The organism is Streptomyces sp. NPDC037100, from assembly GCF_055606225.1.
In genome coordinates this window covers 105,591-121,485 of sequence record NZ_JBVJSX010000008.1, presented here as the reverse complement: position 1 = coordinate 121,485, position 15,895 = coordinate 105,591, and the positions used below count along the sequence as shown (strand labels likewise).

Genomic DNA, 15,895 nt, shown 5'->3' with positions numbered 1-15,895 from the left:
CCCCTTGAACCCGTTCCACCACAGCCTCGTTGTAAGGAACACTCCAGGTGACTGCACAACTCCTCGACGGCAAGGCCACTGCCTCCGCCATCCGCGGTGAACTCGCCGAACGTGTGGCCAAGTTGGCCGCGACCACGGGCCGTACGCCGGGACTGGGCACCGTCCTGGTCGGTGACGACCCCGGCAGCCACGCCTACGTCGGTGGCAAGCACCGGGACTGCGCCCAGGTCGGGATCGCCTCCATCCGTCGGGAGCTGCCCGCCGACGCCACCCAGCAGCAGGTCGAGGAGACGATCGACGAGCTCAACGCCGACCCCGCCTGCACCGGCTACATCGTCCAGCTCCCACTGCCCCGCCCCTTGGACGCCAATGCCGTCCTGGAGCGCATGGACCCGGCCAAGGACGCCGACGGACTGCACCCCGTCAACCTCGGCCGGCTCGTCCTCGGCGTCGACGCACCGCTGCCGTGCACCCCACGCGGCATCGTCGAACTGCTCCGCCGACACGACGTGCCGCTCGCCGGAGCGCGGGTGTGTGTGATCGGGCGGGGCATCACGGTCGGACGTCCGATCGGGCTCCTGCTCACCCGCCGCTCCGAGAACGCCACCGTCACCCTCTGCCACACCGGAACCAAGGGCCTGGCCTGGCACGTACGCGAGGCGGACATCGTCGTCGCGGCCGCCGGCTCGCCCGGACTGATCACCAGGGACATGCTGCGCCCCGGCGCCGCCGTCCTGGACGTCGGCATCACCCGCACCGACCAGGGCCTGGTCGGAGACATCCACCCGGACGCCGCCCAGGTCGCCGGATGGCTCGCGCCGATGCCCGGGGGCGTGGGCCCCATGACCCGTGCCATGTTGCTCGCCAATGTCGTCGAGGCCGCCGAGAGGAACGCGAACGCCGTATGAACGCGCTGAACACCCCCCTGGCGGAGCTGGACCCCGAGGTGCACGCCGCGCTCCGCGCCGAGCTGCACCGCCAGCAGTCCACCCTGGAGATGATCGCCTCCGAGAACTTCGCGCCCTCCGCCGTGATGGAGGCCCAGGGTTCGGTCGCGACCAACAAGTACGCCGAGGGCTACCCCGGCCGCCGCTACTACGGCGGCTGCGAACACGTCGACGTCACCGAGCGGCTGGCCATCGAGCGCGTCAAGTCCCTCTTCGGCGCCGGCTTCGCCAACGTCCAGCCGCACTCGGGCGCGCAGGCGAACACCGCCGTCTTCTTCGCCCTGCTCCAGCCCGGCGACACCGTCCTCGGCCTCGACCTCGCGCACGGCGGGCACCTCACCCACGGCATGCGCATCAACTACAGCGGCAAGATGCTCAACATCGTGCCGTACCACGTGTCCGAGGCGGACAACCTCGTCGACATGGACGAGGTCGAGCGGCTCGCCAAGGAACACCGCCCCAAGATGATCATCGCGGGCTGGTCGGCGTATCCCAGGCAACTGGACTTCGCGGCCTTCCGCAGGATCGCCGACGAGGTGGGCGCCCTGCTGATGGTCGACATGGCGCACTTCGCCGGACTGGTGGCGGCAGGACTGCACCCGAGCCCCGTACCGCACGCCCACGTCACGACCACCACCACCCACAAGACGCTCGGCGGTCCGCGCGGCGGCGTCATCCTCACCAACGAGGCCGACCTCGCCAAGAAGATCAACTCGGCGGTGTTCCCCGGCATGCAGGGCGGCCCCCTGGAGCACGTCATCGCCGCGAAGGCGGTGTCGTTCAAAGTCGCCGCGACACCGGAGTTCGCCGAACGCCAGGCCCGCACCCTCGCGGGGTCCCGCATCCTCGCCGAACGCCTCACCCGGCCGGACACGGCAGCCGCCGGCGTCAAGGTGCTGACCGGCGGCACGGACGTCCACCTCGTCCTGGTCGACCTGCGCGACTCCGAACTGGACGGCCGTCAGGCCGAGGACCTCCTCCACGACATCGGCATCACCGTCAACCGCAACGCCGTGCCCTTCGACCCGCGCCCGCCCATGGTCACCTCGGGCCTGCGCATCGGCACACCGGCACTGGCCACCCGCGGCTTCACCGAGGAGGACTTCGCCGAGGTCGCCGACGTCATCGCCCTCGCCCTCCAGCCGGAGCCGGACGTGGCCGCCCTGCGCGCCCGCACCGAGGCCCTGGCCGCAAAGCACCCGCTCTACCCGCACCTGTCCGACAACGGAGACGCCCGATGAGCCCCCGCACCCCCGGCGCCGAACTCCCCGAACACCCCGACCGGCTGTGGCGCAACCCCGAGCCGAAGCGCTCCTACGACGTCGTCGTCGTGGGCGGCGGCGGACACGGCCTGGCCACCGCCCACTACCTGGCGAAGAACCACGGCATCACCAACGTCGCGGTGCTGGAGAAGGGCTGGCTGGCGGGCGGCAACATGGCCCGCAACACCACGATCATCCGCTCCAACTACCTCTGGGACGAGAGCGCCGGCATCTACGAGCACGCCCTCAAGCTGTGGGAGGGCCTCGCGGACGAGCTCGACTACCCGATCCTCTTCTCCCAGCGCGGCGTACTGAACCTCGCCCACAGCCTCCAGGACGTCCGCGACAGTGTGCGCCGCGTCGAGGCCAACCGCCTCAACGGCGTGGACGCCGAGTGGCTCGACGCGGACGGTGTCAAGGACGTCTGCCCGATCGTCAACATCTCCCCGGACGTGCGCTACCCCGTCCTGGGCGCCACCTACCAGCCGCGCGCGGGCATCGCCAAGCACGACCACGTCGCGTGGGGCCTGGCCCGCTCCGCCGACGCCGCCGGCATCGACATCATCCAGAACTGCGAGGTCACCGGCCTCGACGTGGTCGGCAACCGGGTGGTCGGAGTCCGGACCACCCGGGGCCCGATCGCCGCGGGCAAGGTGGCGCTCTGCTCGGCGGGCCACACCTCGGTCCTGGCCGCCATGGCAGGCGTCGACCTCCCCGTCCAGAGCCACCCCCTGCAGGCGCTGGTCTCGGAGCTGCTGGAGCCGGTCCACCCGACCGTCGTCATGTCCAACGCGGTCCACGTCTACGTCAGCCAGGCGCACAAGGGCGAGCTGGTGATGGGCGCGGGAATCGACGCGTACAACTCCTACACCCAGCGCGGTGCCTTCCACATCATCGAAGAGCAGATGGCTGCGGCCCTGGAACTCTTCCCGGTCTTCGCCCGCGCCCATGTCCTGCGCACCTGGGGCGGCATCGTCGACGTCAGCCCCGACGCCTCACCGATCGTCGGCCTCAGCCCGGTGGACAACCTCTACCTCAACTGCGGCTGGGGAACCGGCGGTTTCAAGGCGACTCCGGGCGTCGGCTGGGTCTACGCCCACACCATCGCCCACGACACACCGCATCCGCTGAACGCCCCCTTCTCGCTCGACCGTTTCACCACCGGCGCGCTCGTCGACGAGCACGGCGCGGCCGCGGTGGCCCACTAGGACCACTGGAAGCTTTGGGAGCCGATCCATGCTGCTGATCCCCTGCCCGTGGTGCGGACCTCGCGACGAGGCCGAGTTCCACTACGGCGGCCAGGCCCATGTGCCCTACCCGGAGGACCCGGCGTCCCTCACCGACGAGGAGTGGGCCCGCTACCTCTTCTTCCGAGACAACCCGAGGGGCCCTTTCGCCGAGCGCTGGAGCCACGCGGCAGGCTGCCGCCGCTGGTTCAACGCCGTACGGGACACGTCGACGAACGAGATCCTGACGGTGTACCGGGCGGGGGAGGAGCGTCCGGCAACTCCCGAGCCGAGGCCGGTCGTCTCAGCCCGTCCGGCGATCGAGGACGAGGCCGTCCAGGCCGAAGGGGGGTCTGGGGGCGCAGCCCTCAGTTGGGTCGAAGAGGCGGCGGAGCCCCTTCACGATGGGACGGGCAGGGGCGGCCGGGGCGAAACAACCCAGCCCTTCCGCCACCCCACCCGCGGCCGGATCCACCGCGACGAACCCCTCACCTTCACCTTCGACGGCACCGAGTACCAGGGCTACAAGGGCGACACCCTCGCCTCCGCCCTCCTCGCCAACGGCGTCATCCAGACCGGCACCAGCATCAAACTGGGCCGCCCCCGCGGCATCTTCTCGGCCGGCGTCGAGGAACCCAACGCGGTCATCCAGATCGAGGAACCGTTCCCCGAGCCCATGCTCCCGGCCACCACCGTCGAGCTCTACGACGGCCTCGTCGCAACCAGCCTCCCCGGCCAGGGCCGCCTCGCCACCGAACCGGACCCGGCCCGCTACGACGCCGTGCACACCCACTGCGACCTCCTGGTCGTCGGCGCGGGGCCGGCCGGCCTCGCCGCGGCGGCAGCCGCCGCTCGCTCAGGAGCCCGCGTCATCCTCGCCGACGACCAGCCGGAACCCGGCGGCAGCCTCCTCGGCACCGGCGAACTCCTCGACTGGGTGACCGAGACGACCGCCCGGCTCGACGCCGCCCCCGACGTACGTGTCCTGCGCCGCACCACGGTCTTCGGCTACTACGACGACAACCACCTGCTCGCCGTCGAGCGCCGCACCAACCACCTCGGCGCCGCAGCCCCCGAAAAGGTCTCCCGGGAACGTGTCCACCGCATCCGGGCCCGCCACGTCGTCCTCGCCACCGGCGCCCACGAACGCTCGCTGGCCTTCGCGGACAACGACCGGCCCGGCGTGATGCTGGCCGCTTCGGCCCGCGCCTACGTCAACCGCCACGGCGTCCTGCCCGGCCGCCACGCGGTCGTCTTCACCACCAACGACAGCGCCTACGCGGCGGCCATGGACCTCGCCGCGGCGGGCGTCGCCATCGAGGCCGTGGTCGACACCCGTCCCGAGCCGGGGGAGTGGGCCGAGCGCACCCGCCGGGCCGGCATCGAGGTGCTGACGGGCCACGCCGTCACCGCCACGGACGGCGGCCCCCGTCTCACCGCCGTGACCGTCGCGCCGTACGGGGAGACAACAGGGCGACGGGAGTTCGCCGCCGACCTGCTCCTGGTCTCTGGCGGCTGGAACCCGGTCGCGCACTTGTTCAGCCAGGCGGGCGGCAAGCTCCGCCACGACGAGGGGCTCGGCAGCTTCGTCCCCGACACCTCCCGTCAGGCCGTCGAGGTCGCGGGCGCCGTGAGCGGCGTCTTCGACCTCACCCGAGTCCTCGCACAGGGGGCGGCCGCAGGGGCCCGCGCGATCGAGGCCGAGGGCTACACCGCCGAGGCGCCCCGCCTGCCGCAGGTGGCGGCACAGCCGCAGACGCCGCCCATGCGGGTCTTCACCGTCCCCGGCCGGGAAGGCGCCCCGCGGTTCGTCGACCTCCAACGCGACGTCACCGTCGACGACCTCGCCCGGGCGACCGGCGCCGGAATGCGCTCGGTCGAGCACACCAAGCGCTACACCACGGCCGGTACCGCGGGCGACCAGGGCAAGACCTCCGGCGTCCTCGCCAGTGGCGTCGTCGCCGAACTGCTCGGCGTGGACATCTCGGCGCTCGGCACGACCACGTTCCGGCCCCCGTACACCCCGGTCTCCTTCGCCGCCCTCGCCGGCCGCGACCGCGGCGTGCTGAGCGACCCGGTCCGCACGACCGCCCTGCACGAGTGGCACGTCGCGCACGGCGCTCTCTTCGAGAACGTCGGCCAGTGGAAGCGGCCCTGGTACTACCCGCGGGACGGCGAGGACATGGATACGGCCGTACTGCGCGAATGCGCCGCCGCCCGCGAGGGCGTCGCCTTCATGGACGCCTCCACCCTCGGCAAGATCGACGTCCAGGGCCCGGACGCCGCCGTCTTCCTCGACCTGCTCTACACCAACATGATGAGCACCCTGAAAGTCGGCATGATCCGCTACGGCGTGATGTGCCGCCCGGACGGGATGGTGTTCGACGACGGCACCGTCATCCGCCTCGACCGGGACCGCTACCTGGTCACCACCACGACGGGCAACGCCGCCACCGTGCTGGACTGGATGGAGGAGTGGCTCCAGACGGAGTGGCCCGAGCTCAAGGTCCACTGCACCTCCGTGACCGAACAGTGGGCCACCGTCGCACTGGTCGGCCCGAAGTCCCGCGAGGTGCTCGGCTCACTCGCGCCGCAACTGGCCGTCGCCAATGACGACTTCCCGTTCATGGCATGGCGGGACACGAGGGTCGCGGGCATCGAGGCGCGGGTGTGCCGGATCAGCTTCTCCGGCGAGCTCGCCTACGAGATCAATGTGTCGCCGTGGGAGGCCCTCGCCCTGTGGGAGGCGCTGTACGAGGCGGGCGCCCCGTACGGCATCACCCCGTACGGCACGGAGACCATGCACGTCCTGCGCGCGGAGAAGGGCTATCCGATCGTCGGCCAGGACACCGACGGCACGGTGACGCCGCAGGATCTCGGCATGAGCTGGGCGGTGTCGAAGAAGAAGCCCGACTACATCGGCAAGCGCTCCTTCGCCCGTGCCGACACCGTCCGCCCCGACCGCAAGCACCTGGTCGGTCTGCTCCCGGAGGACCCGGGCACGTTCCTTCCCGAGGGCACCCACCTGGTCGCCGGCAGCGTGCTGCCCGAGCCTCCCGTCCCGATGCTCGGCCACGTCACGTCCAGCTACCGCAGCGCGGCCCTCGGCCGGACCTTCGCGCTCGCGCTGGTCAAGGGCGGACGCGAGCGCATCGGTGAGCGTCTCTACGCCCCCGTGGGCGACCGGCTGGTCCCGGTGACCGTCACGAGCCCCGTCCTCTACGACCCCGAGGGAGCCCGCCGCGATGGCTGACACCGCCCTTCCCGCCCCGCTCCGCAGCCCCCTGTCGCACGCCGCGGGCCGGCTGGCCGCCGCGACCCGCACCTCCGGGGGCGCCGTCAGGCTCGCGGAGCTCCCCTTCCTGACCCAGATCAACGTACGCCTCGACCCCAAGGGGGCGGCAGCGGACGCCGTGGAGCTGGCGCTGGGCCTGCAACTGCCCGTCGAGCCCGGCACCGTCGTCCGCGCCGGGGAGCTGACCGCGCTGTGGCTCGGCCCCGACGAGTGGCTCGTGGTCGGACCGCCGGGCGGCCGGCACGGACTGGAGAACCGGATCCGTGAGGCCGCCGGTGACGAGCCCGTGTCCCTCGTCGACGTCTCGGCTCAGCGCACCACGCTCCTCGTCGCCGGCCCCCGTGCCCACGACCTGCTGGCCCACGGCTGCTCGCTCGACCTGCACCCCCGCGTCTTCGGCCCGGGCCGCTGCGCCCAGACCACCCTGGGCCGCACCCAGGTCCTCCTGGTGGCCCGCGAGGACCCGAGGGCCGGGTTCTGGGTGCTGGTCCGCTCCTCCTTCGCCGGCTATCTGACGGACTGGCTGCTGGACGCTGCCGTGGAATGGACGGGCTGACACGGACAGCACGAAAGCGGCGGGAGGCGAACCGGTACCCGGTTCGCCTCCCGCCGTTTGGTGTGCGAGTCCTGTCCGGGCCGGCTACCCGGCCGAGCCTCAGCCCGGGTAGCCGAGACGGCGGCTGAGCTCGTCCGCTCCCGCGACGAGCACCTCTGCCAGTTCGTGCATCCGCCCCTCGGTCATCCGGAAGGCGGGCCCCGACGCGCTGAGGGCGGCGACGACCTTGCCCTCGTCGGAACGCACGGGTGCGGACAGGGCGTTGAGGCCCTCCTCGTATTCCTCCATCGTGATCGCGTAGCCCTGCTCACGGGCCTGGGCGAGGTCCGCCTCCAGCTCCTTCCTGGAGGTCACCGTGCGCGGCGTCAGGCGAGGCAGGCCGGTCTCGGCCAGGAGCTCGTCGCGGTCCTCGCGGTCGAGGTGGGCGAGGAGGATCTTGCCGCTCGACGTGCAGTGCAGCGGTGTCTGCCGTCCCACCCAGTTCTGCGCGGCGATGGCCGAGGTGCTGCGCACCTGGTAGAGGTTGATCGCGTGGTGGGACTCGAGCACGGCGATGTTCATCGTCTCGCCCACGTCGTCGACGAGACGCTCGCAGATGCCCCGTCCGAGCCGGGTGACGGCAATACGGCCCGTCACGGCGCCGGCCAGACGCACGACTCCGAAGCCGAGACGGTACTTTCCGCGCTCGCTCTCCTGCTCGACCATCCCGTGCGCTTCCAGCGCGCCGAGCAGACGGAAAGCGGTGGACTTGTGGACGTCGATCGCCGCGGCCACCTCACTCACGCCCGCCTCGCCGTGCTGAGCGAGGATCTCCAGCACGGCGACAGCACGGTCAACGGACTGCACTCCGCCACTCGGAGCGCCTGCGGACTCGGCACGGTGGTTGCTCATGGCGAAACCCTAGGTGAGTTGGTCAACTGGGTGTGAGGGGTGGAGGCCGATTTCCTCAACGGAAGACGACCGTCCGGTTGTCGTTGACCATGATGCGGCTCTGGCTGTGCCATTCCACCGCCCGCGCCAGGACCTGCGCTTCGACGTCGCGCCCCAGGGCGACCAGGCTGTCCGGTCCCTGTGAGTGGCTCACACGGACGACGTCCTGCTCGATGATGGGCCCTTCGTCGAGATCCGGGGTGACGTAGTGGGCCGTCGCTCCGACGAGCTTGACGCCGCGCTCGTGCGCCTGGACGTAGGGCCGGGCGCCTTTGAAGCTCGGCAGGAAGGAGTGGTGGATGTTGATCGCCCGGCCTTCGAGCTGCTTGCACAGATCGTTCGACAGGATCTGCATGTAGCGGGCGAGGACCACCAGGTCGATGTCCAGCTCCTCGACGAGCTCCAGCAGCCGCGCCTCCGCCTCGGGCTTCGTCTCCCGGGTCACGGGCACGTGGTGGAACGGAATCCCGTAGCTCTCGGCGAGCGGCTCGAAGTCCCGGTGGTTGGAGACGATCGCCGGCACCTCGATGTTCAGGGCGCCGGTACGGCAGCGGAAGAGCAGGTCGTTCAGGCAGTGCCCGAACTTCGACACCATGATCAGCGTGCGCGTCGGGGTCGACGCCTCGCACAGCTGCCAGGAGATCCGGTACGCCTCCGCCACCGGGGCGAATCCGGACTTCAGGTCCTCCAGCGACATGCCCGGGTCCGTGACGTCGAAGTGCACCCGCATGAAGAAGCGGTCCTTGAGCCGGTCGTCGAACTGCTGGCTCTCCTGGATGTTCCCGGAGTGCCGGACGAGGAAGCCGGTGACGGCGTGGACCAGGCCCGAGCGGTCGGGGCACGACAGGGTGAGGACGAACTCGCGGCCGGTAGTGGGTCCAAGAGACACTGAGCCCTCCCTGAGGGAAGTGCGTATTGCGCAACAGCGGGACTTATACGCAACATGGTCCCGGCTGCGGCGGTCCGTGGTCAAGGTCTTGACAGTGCCTCGGGTGGACTGCACTGTGAGTTGCGTAGCAAGAGGCTCGTTGCGCATGAGGCAACTACCGCCCGACCGGGGCGATTCACTCCGAGGTGAACCATGACCACGACCGGCCTGCCGGACAGCCTGATCGCCACCCTGCCCGGCGACCACTACACCGACCCGGAGATCTTCCGCCTGGAGCAGGAGCACATCTTCGAGTCCATGTGGTTCTGCGCGGTACGCGCGTCGGAACTGGCGAAGCCGGGAGCGTTCCGGACCGTGGACGTCGGGCGGGAGAGTGTCCTGCTGACCCGCTCGCGGGACGGCTCCGTCCGGGCGTTCTTCAACGTGTGCCGGCACCGCGGCGCCAAGCTGTGCACGCAGGAGTCCGGCGAGGTGAAGCGGGCCTTCCAATGCCCGTACCACGCCTGGACGTACGACCTGAACGGCAAACTCGTCGCGGCCCCGAACCTGACCAAGATGCCCGACGTCGGCCGCACCGAGTACGGCCTTGCGAGCGTGGCGGTGCGCGAGTGGCTCGGCTACGTGTGGGTGTGCCTGTCCGAGAACCCGCCGCCGTTCGAGGAATCGGTGATCGCCGACGTGGTCGCGCGCCTGGGCGACGTCGGGTCCATCGAGCGGTACGGCGTCGAGAGCCTGGAGGTCGGTCGGCGGATCGTCTACGACGTCCAGGCCAACTGGAAGCTGATCATCGAGAACTTCATGGAGTGCTACCACTGCGCGACCATCCACCCGGAGCTGACCGAGGTGCTGCCGGAGTTCGCCGACGGGTACGCCGCACAGTTCTACGTGGGGCACGGCGCCGAGTTCGGCGCGGACGTCCGGGGCTTCACCGTGGACGGCTCGGAGGGCCTGGACCGCATCCCGGGCGTCACCGAGGACCAGGACCGCCGCTATTACGCGATCACGGTGCGCCCGCAGGTGTTCATCAATCTCGTCCCCGACCATGTGATCTTCCACCGGATGTTCCCGGTCGCGGTCGACCGCACGATCGTGGAGTGCGACTGGCTGTACCTGAAGGGCGTGGTGGACAGCGGCCGGGACGTCAGCCGGTCCGTGGAGCTGTTCGACCGGGTCAACCGGCAGGACTTCGACGCCTGCGAGCGCTGCCAGCCGGCCATGAGCTCCCGCCTGTACGCCAAGGGCGGCGTCCTGGTGCCCAGCGAGCACCACATCGGCGAGTTCCACGACTGGGTCCAGGACCGCCTCGGCACCCGCGCCGACCTCGCGGAGCGCTAGCCGATGGCCCGCACGGCACCCGCCGAGGACCCGGGCACCAACCACCCCGGATGCTCCCGGCACTCGAAACCGCCAAGGACCGGGGAGCCCGGATCATCTCGGTCAACCCCCTCCCCGAAGCGGGCCTGCCGCGCTTCAAGAACCCCCAGCGGCTCCGGACCATCCGCTCGCACAAGCCAGTACAACACCACCATCTACGGCCTGGACGACCGCTACCGCGGCATCCACCAGGGCCGCAGAGTGCTCTTCGTAGACCCCGGACGACCTCGCCGCCCAGGGCCTGGCCGAAGGCGAACCGGTCGACATCGTCAGCGAGTTCTCCGACGGGGTCGTCTACGCCGTCGGGCCGGCGTTGCGGGCAGGCGGGCCGCGCGTGGGCATATCGTCGGCCGACCGTGGGCAATGCTGAACTATGGCTACGGATGGTGGCGCTGCGGCCGGAGTGCAAGTCTGCTCTCTCAAAGTCGATACACCTCAGCTGATCTCGCCGGGGACCACGTACAAGATCGTCCGGTTCCCCTTCGGAGCGGCGGAATCGACGGACCGATTCGAGATGCACCAGGCCCTCCAGCCGGACGGTTATGTGGTGAGTGACTGGGCGACGGACGACCGGAGCGGCCTGATCTGGCCGTCCAAAGCCGGCTGGGGCCACCTGCACGCGATGATCCAGTGGGAGTCCGCCAGCGGCACGGCCGGCTACACCGAGCTGCGCGACCAGTACGTCCGTGACCCGCTGGGCCTGACGCCGAACCCCAACGACACGACGGCGACCGAGCACCGCACGCCGACGCCCGGCGGCCAGTACTACGTCAAGAATCATGGTGTCTTCGTTGTCCCGGGCACTCCGGTCGCGCTCCGTGTCACGCACAACGACGCATCTCCGCGCCTGTTGACCCTCGCCGAGTTCAAGCTCGTCATCCACGATGCGGCCTAGCCCGCGCGTTGCACTTGCGGCCGTGTCCGGATCTTGACCGGAACAGCGAAAGTGCCCTCTGAACTGGGACAACCCCCCGGAGTGTCTGCGCGAGGTCGACGTCGCGCTCCTTCCGCAGGGCCTGATGGCGAGTCCCCCCGTCGATCCGTACCAGGACCGTCGGCGGTGCCTCGTGTGTCCGGACAGCGTCCGGACGGCGTCGTTGACCAGGGCGGAACTGGCCAGGCGGCCGTGGGTGGCGCCCCACCGTCATCCCGCGCCGGCCTTTTCCCCGCTCAACCGGCTGCGGGCCGAGGGCATCGAGCCGCATGTGGAGATCACGACGGAGAACTTCCTGGCCGTACCCCATCTGATCGCGGGCACGGGCCGCCCGGGTCTGGTCCCTGAGCGAGTCGCCCGCCTGCCCGTCGTCCACGACGCCGTGACCGTCGTCGGCCTCCCCTTCGAACCGGGCACCTTGGTCGAGTCACTGTGGTGGCACCCCCTCGGGGAGCGCGACGCCGCACACATGGCTGCGTCAGATGGCGGTGCAGGCAGGTCACGCGCTCGACAACCCCGTTCAGGCGTCTCTTGCTCCAGAACCCGGGAACTGCTGTTGATGAGCGTCACCAGGTAGAAGGTGACGTCCTCGATCGGTTCCCGCTCGTCATTCGCGAGCCAGGCGCCCAGCACGCCGGTGATCGCGTGGGTGGCGTACGCCGAGAGATATTCGGGCGGGCAGTAGGCGGCATCGGTTGTCGCGCCGATCCGGGCAAGGCCCTCGGCGAACAGGAAGGCCAGCTCGGCCCGGAAGCGGTCGCGGAAGGCCGCGTCACCGTTCCCCTCCCACATCAGGCGGGAACAGATCCACGTCGTGTGCAGCGACCAGCAGCACGGCCCGGGCGCGGCAGGCCAGTACGTCGTAGGTCCCGGGCTTCGTGCCGGGGTCGAGCCGGACATCGAGGAAGGCGCTTCGGAGCTCGGCGATCAGCTCCGCGCGCAGTGAGTCGACGAAGGCCGGGACGCTGTCGTGATGGCGGTAGAAGGTCGCCCGGCCGATCCCCGCCCTTCCGGCCAGCTCCGAGGCGGTGACAGCGGCCGGTCCGCTCTCGGCCGCAAGGGCGACCAGCGCCCGTCGCAGTGCCCGTTCGGTACGCCGTGCGCGGGGGATCGCGGCCGCCCCCGCGGCCGTCCGCCGCCGAACTGACCGGCGCCGGTTCGGTCGAGGAGCGGCTGGACCGCTTCCACCGGCGCCGTCGCGACCGGGCGGAGCTCGTGGTGAGGACATCGCTGAGGCCGCTGGAGCTGGAGCCGGCCGGGCAGCGGGCCGGCCCGGAGAGCGTACGGCTGACGAGCGAGGCCCTGGGGCGCCTGACCCAGCCCTACTGAACAGGTCGTCGCCGACACGCACATGCACGTGGACATCCGCGAGGACATCCACCAGGACACCCGCGAGCAAGGAGGGATCGATGCCCGAGGGCGTGCTCACCGCGCAACAGACCGGCCACCTGCGGCACTTCGACAACCTGTCCCGCCAACTGCCAAACGATTGGTCGCTGATGCAGGGCCGGTCGCACGGTCAGGACGGCTTCAACGCCTATCGCTACCAGCTCGCCTACATGACCTACGCGCTGGCACTGACCCATGTCCACCGGCTGCCGGCCGCGCCCGGCCTGTTCCAGTCCGCGATACAACGGCTGATCGACAAGCTGCTGCTGCCCGAGGCCTGGATGTACTGGCGTGACACGGGACGGGGCGGAGGGCTGCTGAACCCGCGCATGACGGACCCGACACCCGGGACGCATGCGGCAGCCGGGCCGGCTGGCCTTCCAGGGCATTCTGTTTGTCCTGCACACCGGGATCTCGTGTGAGCACCTGCCGCAGGAACTCGGCTTCGGCTCGGGCATGACTTGCTGGCGCCGCCTGGCCGAGTGGTCTGAGGCCGGGGTGTGGCCCCGGCTGCACGAGGTCCTCCTTGCCAAGCTCCGCAGGGCGAACGCCCTGGACTTCTCCCGGGCGGCGGTCGACGGCTCCCACATCCGGGCGTCAAAGGGGGGTTCCAAGACGGGCCGAAGCCCTGTTGACCGGGGTAGAACCGGTAGCAAACACCATTTGATCACCGATGCCACTGGCATCCCCCTTGCGGCCACGCTGACCGGCGGCAACCGCAACGATGTCACCCAGCTCATCCCGCTACTCGAAGCGGTGCCGCCGGTGCGGGGCAAGCGCGGCCGGCCCCGGCGCCGCCGGGACGTGGTGCTGGGTGACCGCGGCTACGACCATGACAAGTACCGCCGCCTGGTCCGGGATCTCGGTGTGAAGCCGCTGATCGCCCGCCGGGGCACCGAGCACGGCTCCGGTCTGGGCACCCAACGCTGGGTCGTAGAGCGCGCATTCGCCCACCTGCACTGGTTCCGCCGCCTGCGGATCCGCTGGGAGATCCGCGACGACATCCACGAAGCCTTCCTCACTCTGGGATGTGCACTCATCTGCTGGCGATGTCTGCGCTCACGCTGTTGACCCGTCTAGCAAGTCGGACGAGGGGACTGCGGGTCAGGAGTGCATGCTGCTTCCTGGGCGGCCATGACCTCATCGCCGTACTCGAAGGCCCATGCGCCGACGGCGTCGATGGGCGCCAACAAGGTCCGGCCCAGGGCGGTGAGTTGGTACTCGACCCGTGATGGTGCGTCAGGGTCTGCCTGCCGGTCGACCAGTCCGTTGAACTGCAGCCGGCGCAGAGTCTCGGTGAGGACCTTGGAACTGATGCCCCCGATCCGCTCCCGTAATTCGACCGGACGCCTGGGACCGTCGCGCAGTGCCCAGAGCACAACGGCGTTCCAGGTGTTGGAGAGCAGGTCGAAGGCGAGGCGGGCGCGGCAGTCGGCGAGGAAGGCGTCGGTCGTCACCTACCAAATGGTGCCCGAACAACCTTCTAGCGTCGGTGTGAACGGTCGAAGCAGACACGGAGAGGGACCACGTGATGAGAATCGGCGTACTGGGCACGGGCAACATGGCCGACGCGCTCGCCACCCACTGGGTGCGGGCCGGGCACGACGTGACCATCGGGGGGCGGGACGCACACAAGGCGGAGCGGCTCGCGACGCGCATCGGAGGCAGCGCGAAGCCTGCCAGTCTGCGCGCGGCGGCCGAGTCCGGCCAGGTGGTGTTGGCCGCGCTGCCCTTCGGGGCGGGAGTAGAAGTGGCACGGGGCCTGCACGGGGCCCTAGAGGGCAAGGTGCTGCTCGACTGCTCCAACCCGGTCGGGCCGGGCTTCCGGCTGCTGACGGAAGGAGGCCCCTCAGCCACGCAGCAACTGGCTGCGGCAGCACCGGGAGCCCACGTGGTCAAGGCTTTCAACCTCTGCCACGAGGACGTGTGGCGCATGCGGCCGCCCGTCTTCGATGGGCGACCACTGGCCGTTCCGGTCTGCGGGGACGACGAGACGGCTCTCGTGCGTGTGCGTGAGTTGGTGCGGGACGTGGGCTGTGAACCCGTGGCCGGCGGCGGTCTCGAACGTGCGGGACTCCTGGAAGCGACCGCCGCACTGTTCATCGCGCTGTGGGTCGGCGAGGGAGCGGATGCCCAGGCAATCGCCCCTCCGCTGGCATACGCGGCCGGACCGAGCCACCAGGAAGCGAAGGGCGGCACGGCGGCTTTCCGTCAGGATGCCGTCCACGGCGCGCCGCACCCAGCGCTGCCCGTCGCATTCGATCTCGGGGACCATGGGTTGCTGGTGGTGCCATAGGTATCGTGAAGATCTGCAGATCCTGCAGATCCTGCAGCTCCAAGGGCACATTGGTCTTACGGAGCACCACCGTGCGTGGCGGCCCGGAGCCGTGACACCTGTACAGCGTCCTCGGCGGGCACAAAGTCCCGGTACATCGGCATGCCCCGGGTCGTGGGCAGCCCGGCGATGCTGTAGGACCCCTTGGCGGTCACCGGAATTCCGAGCAGTGGCCGGCCCTCGCCGCGGGCGCGCGCCCGGTCGGCATCGGGCGCGGCGGCCCGCGCATGGTCGAAATCCGGCCGGCAGTGCCTTAGTCACCTTGTCGTCCTGCTTGATACGAGCGATTGCCTCGCCGGTCAGCTCCACCGATGTCACTTCACCGGCACGCAAGGCAGCCACGAGTTCTTCGGCCCTCGTTCCCTGGAGCGGTTCGTGTCAAGGGCCGTGTCGGCAGAGCGCTCCGCGTGCCGTGCCGCGCTCTGCCGGGGGTCGCCACCGTGCGGATAGCGGCTGCATGAATCGCTGGACATTCCGTACGGGTCGATGACCTGCAGTGTCGGCCCCGCGGGCGCGTCCGGATCGACTCCCGGACGTAGCGGCGCGGTCGGTCGTGCGAGCAATTCCTCGTGCAGCGCGGACACATCGCGCACCGGAATCCAGACCACGCTGTTCGGGGCGCCATCGCCGTGGTGTTCGGACCACCGCGGCCGATGCCGGATGAAGGCTCGGGCCCTGACCGAGCCCGCTCGTTGTGCGCCTCAGGCCAGGCGATGACCTTGCCTGCCTTGACAAGAACCTCACCGAACTGCCGGGCG

General features: G+C 70.2%; 16 protein-coding genes and 2 pseudogenes. 11 read left to right on the top strand and 7 right to left on the bottom strand.

The window, feature by feature from the left end:
• Nucleotides 1–47 precede the first annotated feature (47 nt).
• From ACZ7EG_RS25580 to ACZ7EG_RS25560, 5 genes are read left to right on the top strand one after another with little or no spacing between them, the layout of a single operon-like run.
• Nucleotides 48–908: a bifunctional methylenetetrahydrofolate dehydrogenase/methenyltetrahydrofolate cyclohydrolase gene (locus tag ACZ7EG_RS25580; RefSeq protein ID WP_471083261.1), complete on the top strand. Its 861-nt coding sequence runs from the start codon at nucleotides 48–50 to the stop codon at nucleotides 906–908.
• Entirely contained in the window at nucleotides 905–2,188 is a 1,284-nt protein-coding gene (gene glyA / locus ACZ7EG_RS25575) for a serine hydroxymethyltransferase (RefSeq protein ID WP_471083258.1), read from the top strand. The genes ACZ7EG_RS25580 and glyA overlap by 4 nt, the downstream gene beginning before the upstream one ends.
• Nucleotides 2,185–3,417: a sarcosine oxidase subunit beta family protein gene (locus tag ACZ7EG_RS25570; RefSeq protein ID WP_471083255.1), complete on the top strand. Its 1,233-nt coding sequence runs from the start codon at nucleotides 2,185–2,187 to the stop codon at nucleotides 3,415–3,417. Before glyA ends, ACZ7EG_RS25570 begins: the two co-directional genes overlap by 4 nt.
• Before the next feature lie 28 nt (nucleotides 3,418–3,445).
• Complete coding sequence (locus tag ACZ7EG_RS25565; RefSeq protein ID WP_471083252.1) at nucleotides 3,446–6,688, top strand: sarcosine oxidase subunit alpha family protein; 3,243 nt, start codon at nucleotides 3,446–3,448, stop codon at nucleotides 6,686–6,688.
• Nucleotides 6,681–7,286, top strand: a complete 606-nt coding sequence (locus ACZ7EG_RS25560; protein ID WP_471083249.1) for a sarcosine oxidase subunit gamma — start codon at nucleotides 6,681–6,683, stop codon at nucleotides 7,284–7,286. Before ACZ7EG_RS25565 ends, ACZ7EG_RS25560 begins: the two co-directional genes overlap by 8 nt.
• Before the next feature lie 99 nt (nucleotides 7,287–7,385).
• Here ACZ7EG_RS25560 and ACZ7EG_RS25555 read toward each other — a convergent pair whose 3' ends face one another.
• Together ACZ7EG_RS25555 and purU are read right to left on the bottom strand one after the other, a co-directional pair.
• Nucleotides 7,386–8,177 carry an IclR family transcriptional regulator gene (locus tag ACZ7EG_RS25555; RefSeq protein ID WP_471083246.1) on the bottom strand — a complete coding sequence of 264 codons (792 nt, stop codon included), beginning with the start codon at nucleotides 8,175–8,177 and terminating at the stop codon, nucleotides 7,386–7,388.
• 55 nt (nucleotides 8,178–8,232) lie between these two features.
• Nucleotides 8,233–9,105 carry a formyltetrahydrofolate deformylase gene (purU, locus tag ACZ7EG_RS25550; protein WP_471083243.1) on the bottom strand — a complete coding sequence of 291 codons (873 nt, stop codon included), beginning with the start codon at nucleotides 9,103–9,105 and terminating at the stop codon, nucleotides 8,233–8,235.
• A gap of 192 nt (nucleotides 9,106–9,297) precedes the next feature.
• Here purU and ACZ7EG_RS25545 point away from each other — a divergent pair, with 192 nt between their 5' ends.
• Complete coding sequence (locus ACZ7EG_RS25545; RefSeq protein WP_471083240.1) at nucleotides 9,298–10,440, top strand: aromatic ring-hydroxylating oxygenase subunit alpha; 1,143 nt, start codon at nucleotides 9,298–9,300, stop codon at nucleotides 10,438–10,440.
• Between the two features lie 412 nt (nucleotides 10,441–10,852).
• Nucleotides 10,853–11,374, top strand: coding sequence for a hypothetical protein (locus ACZ7EG_RS25540; RefSeq protein WP_471083237.1), 522 nt, complete (start codon nucleotides 10,853–10,855; stop codon nucleotides 11,372–11,374).
• A 249-nt stretch (nucleotides 11,375–11,623) separates the two neighbouring features.
• Here ACZ7EG_RS25540 and ACZ7EG_RS25535 read toward each other — a convergent pair whose 3' ends face one another.
• Together ACZ7EG_RS25535 and ACZ7EG_RS25530 are read right to left on the bottom strand one after the other, a co-directional pair.
• Nucleotides 11,624–12,205, bottom strand: a complete 582-nt coding sequence (locus ACZ7EG_RS25535; RefSeq protein ID WP_471083234.1) for a TetR-like C-terminal domain-containing protein — start codon at nucleotides 12,203–12,205, stop codon at nucleotides 11,624–11,626.
• Nucleotides 12,186–12,482: a TetR family transcriptional regulator gene (locus tag ACZ7EG_RS25530; protein ID WP_471083954.1), complete on the bottom strand. Its 297-nt coding sequence runs from the start codon at nucleotides 12,480–12,482 to the stop codon at nucleotides 12,186–12,188. The genes ACZ7EG_RS25535 and ACZ7EG_RS25530 overlap by 20 nt, the downstream gene beginning before the upstream one ends.
• Nucleotides 12,483–12,511: 29 nt before the next feature.
• Here ACZ7EG_RS25530 and ACZ7EG_RS25525 point away from each other — a divergent pair, with 29 nt between their 5' ends.
• From ACZ7EG_RS25525 to ACZ7EG_RS25515, 3 genes and pseudogenes are all read left to right on the top strand, one after another.
• Nucleotides 12,512–12,742, top strand: a complete 231-nt coding sequence (locus ACZ7EG_RS25525; RefSeq protein WP_471083986.1) for a hypothetical protein — start codon at nucleotides 12,512–12,514, stop codon at nucleotides 12,740–12,742.
• Between the two features lie 80 nt (nucleotides 12,743–12,822).
• A complete protein-coding gene (locus tag ACZ7EG_RS25520) occupies nucleotides 12,823–13,224 on the top strand; it encodes a linalool dehydratase/isomerase domain-containing protein (protein ID WP_471083231.1) in 402 nt (133 codons plus the stop codon).
• Nucleotides 13,136–13,873, top strand: a pseudogene (locus ACZ7EG_RS25515) (IS5 family transposase); the annotation flags it as partial. The gene ACZ7EG_RS25520 and the pseudogene ACZ7EG_RS25515, both read left to right, overlap by 89 nt.
• Nucleotides 13,874–13,878: 5 nt before the next feature.
• Here the strand turns inward: ACZ7EG_RS25515 and ACZ7EG_RS25510 are convergent.
• Complete coding sequence (locus ACZ7EG_RS25510; RefSeq protein ID WP_365878247.1) at nucleotides 13,879–14,259, bottom strand: winged helix-turn-helix transcriptional regulator; 381 nt, start codon at nucleotides 14,257–14,259, stop codon at nucleotides 13,879–13,881.
• 74 nt (nucleotides 14,260–14,333) lie between these two features.
• On the opposite strand from ACZ7EG_RS25510, the gene ACZ7EG_RS25505 reads away from it, so the two are divergent.
• Nucleotides 14,334–15,098 (top strand): NADPH-dependent F420 reductase, encoded by a 765-nt coding sequence (locus ACZ7EG_RS25505; protein ID WP_471083228.1) that lies wholly within the window; start codon nucleotides 14,334–14,336, stop codon nucleotides 15,096–15,098.
• Here ACZ7EG_RS25505 and ACZ7EG_RS25500 read toward each other — a convergent pair.
• Together ACZ7EG_RS25500 and ACZ7EG_RS25495 are read right to left on the bottom strand one after the other, a co-directional pair.
• Nucleotides 15,017–15,479: pseudogene (locus ACZ7EG_RS25500) on the bottom strand (amidase family protein); the annotation flags it as partial. The gene ACZ7EG_RS25505 and the pseudogene ACZ7EG_RS25500 overlap by 82 nt on opposite strands.
• Nucleotides 15,452–15,799, bottom strand: a complete 348-nt coding sequence (locus ACZ7EG_RS25495) for a glyoxalase superfamily protein (RefSeq protein WP_471083951.1) — start codon at nucleotides 15,797–15,799, stop codon at nucleotides 15,452–15,454. The gene ACZ7EG_RS25495 and the pseudogene ACZ7EG_RS25500, both read right to left, overlap by 28 nt.
• Nucleotides 15,800–15,895 lie beyond the last annotated feature (96 nt).